At 43.9% G+C, this 972-nt stretch carries 2 pseudogenes; both read left to right on the top strand.

Features of this window, described 5'->3' with window-relative positions:
• Positions 1 to 641, top strand: a pseudogene (locus tag CIK04_RS24140) (sugar phosphate nucleotidyltransferase); the annotation flags it as partial.
• 142 nt (positions 642 to 783) lie between these two features.
• A pseudogene (locus tag CIK04_RS24135) lies at positions 784 to 972 on the top strand (hypothetical protein); the annotation flags it as partial.

The raw sequence follows: 972 nt of genomic DNA, 5'->3' as shown, positions 1-972 counted from the left end.
CCAACAAAGAAGCCTTATTGGAAGATGTACGAGCTTTCGATGACTCCGCGAACTTACCTACATTAGCGCCGAACGTGAGATGAAGGGCTTAGGGGCACGCCATCTTAACGGGCCGTGAGCTCGTTGGGGATCAGCCTTTTGCTGTGGTGTTAGCCGATGACCTTTGTGTCAATGAAGAACAAGGAGTCTTGGCACAAATGGTCGCGCTGTTTAAGCAGTTCCGTTGTTCCATCGTTGCAGTTCAGGAAGTACCTGAAGATGAAACCCATAAATATGGCGTTATCTCTGGTGAGATGATAAAAGACGATCTTTTCCGCGTAGACAACATGGTGGAGAAGCCAGAACCTGGCACCGCGCCAAGTAATCTTGCGATTATTGGTCGTTACATTCTTACCCCAGATATTTTTGATCTCATTGAGCAAACAGAGCCAGGTAAAGGCGGTGAAATTCAAATCACCGACGCGCTACTCAAACAAGCAAAAGCAGGTTGTGTGCTTGCAATACAAATTTAAGGTCGTCGTTTGATTGCGGCAGCGTTGAATGGCTATATCGAAGCAACCAACTATTGCTACCAAAACCTTTATCTGAAAGATGAAAAGAAATCTGAGTTGGGTAAATTTAGTACGCAAAAAGAGAAGTGATCAACGTCCTCTTAAACCGATACGTAAGGCGCTGGATAAAGCGCCTTATTTTTAACTGTTTTTTTTATCCAGTATTTTATTGCACATTTCTCACACTATGTAATACTTGCTCAACTTGTTGGTATTACACAGAGCATCAAAGATGGACAAGATAGAAGTTCGCGGAGCACGTACCCATAATCTCAAAAATGTTAATCTCACTATCCCACGAGATAAGTTGATCGTCATTACTGGCTTATCGGGTTCAGGGAATCTTCTTTGGCCTTTGATACCCTTTACGCTGAAGGTCAACGACGTTATGTAGAATCCCTGTCAGCCTACGCTCGCCAGT

Source organism: Vibrio sp. 03_296 (assembly GCF_002265885.1).
Note: the sequence above shows the minus strand (reverse complement) of the source record. Positions and strands in the feature narration are given on the sequence as shown.